The sequence below is a fragment of the Pseudoduganella buxea genome (assembly GCF_009720835.1).
Classification (GTDB): Bacteria; Pseudomonadota; Gammaproteobacteria; order Burkholderiales; family Burkholderiaceae_D; genus Rugamonas; species Rugamonas buxea.
In genome coordinates this window covers 1-1,136 of the sequence record NZ_WNKZ01000221.1, presented here as the reverse complement: position 1 = coordinate 1,136, position 1,136 = coordinate 1, and the positions used below count along the sequence as shown (strand labels likewise).

2 protein-coding genes are annotated in these 1,136 nt (G+C 70.0%); one reads left to right on the top strand and one right to left on the bottom strand.

Annotated elements, in window-relative coordinates; translation table 11 throughout:
* Positions 1–96: 96 nt before the first annotated feature.
* Entirely contained in the window at positions 97–738 is a 642-nt protein-coding gene (locus tag GM672_RS27695) for a pyridoxamine 5'-phosphate oxidase family protein (RefSeq protein ID WP_155473695.1), read from the bottom strand.
* Positions 739–828: 90 nt separating this feature from the next.
* Here GM672_RS27695 and GM672_RS27690 point away from each other — a divergent pair.
* On the top strand, positions 829–1,136 hold a 308-nt coding region (locus GM672_RS27690), incomplete at its 3' end, for a GntR family transcriptional regulator (RefSeq protein WP_155473694.1).

Sequence of the window (1,136 nt, the reverse complement as noted above, 5' to 3'; positions counted from 1 at the left end):
CCGACAGCGGCGCGGCGGCCCTGCCGCGCTGGCCGTTCGCCGTGCTGCTGGCCGCTTCGCTGCTGGCCTTGTGGTGGCGCGAGCGGCGCTGAGGCATCAGCCCTGCCAGGCGCGCACGTAGTCCGGCGCCGGCAGCGGGCAGCCATCATCGACAATGGGCGCGCCGCGCGATTGGGCCAGCGGCAGCACACCGGCCCAGACGGGGATATCCAGGTCCTCGCCCTCGTCCTTCGGCGGGCCGGTGCGGGTCTTGCAGGCGGCCTCGTGCAGCGCGATGCGCAGCACGGTGGTGGCCGCGTACTCCTTGTCGTTGCCGGCGCGGACCTGGGCCTGCCGGCCCGGCACCAGGTGCTCCATGAACGCTTCCATCGCCACCCGCTTGTGCGCCTCGTCCACCGCCTCGAAGCGGCCGTAGATCATGGCCGAGCGGTAGTTCATCGAATGATTGAAGGCCGAACGCGCCAGCACCAGGCCGTCCACGTGCGTGATCGTCACGCAGCAGTCCTGTTCCTGCAGGCGCTTGAGCATGCGGCTGCCGTTCGAGCCGTGGATGTACAGCCAGTCGCCATCGCGCCAGCAGGCGGTGGGGATGCAGTGGCTGCCGTTGGTGTCGCCGAAGGCGATGTGGCAGACCCAGGCGGCATCGACGATCTGGTGCAGCAGCGCGCTGTCGTACGAGGCGTATTCGGCGACGCGCTTGACCTGCGTGCGCGGGGAGGGGGCGGAAGGCTTGTTCATATTCTCCATTCGGTTGGTTGAAGGCGCAATATAATGGCGCGGGTGGCCCCTGCGACAGGTCCAGGGGCGGGCAATTACATGGAGCCACGAATGGATTACGCGCTGTTGTTGTCGAGCTTTGACCGGGAACACGGGCACCGCAGCTGGCCGCGCCAGCGCCTGCTGCACGAATGCCTGCGCTGGGCCATCCGCGACGGCACTCTGGCGCCGGGCACGCGGCTGGTTGCCACGCGCACCCTGGCGGCCGACCTGGGCGTGGCGCGCAATACCGTGCTGTATGCGTACGAGCAGCTGGCCAGCGAAGGTTTCGTGGTGCCGGACAAGCGCGGCACCGTCGTCGCCACCCTGGCCACGGGCGCGCCGCGGCGCAAGGCGGCGCCCGTGCCGCAGGCCGGCCT

What these genes read in the sequence shown, in the direction of transcription:
- GM672_RS27695 (WP_155473695.1), bottom strand. Translation starts at nt 738, where the DNA reads ATGAACAAGCCTTCCGCCCCCTCCCCGCGCACGCAGGTCAAGCGCGTC.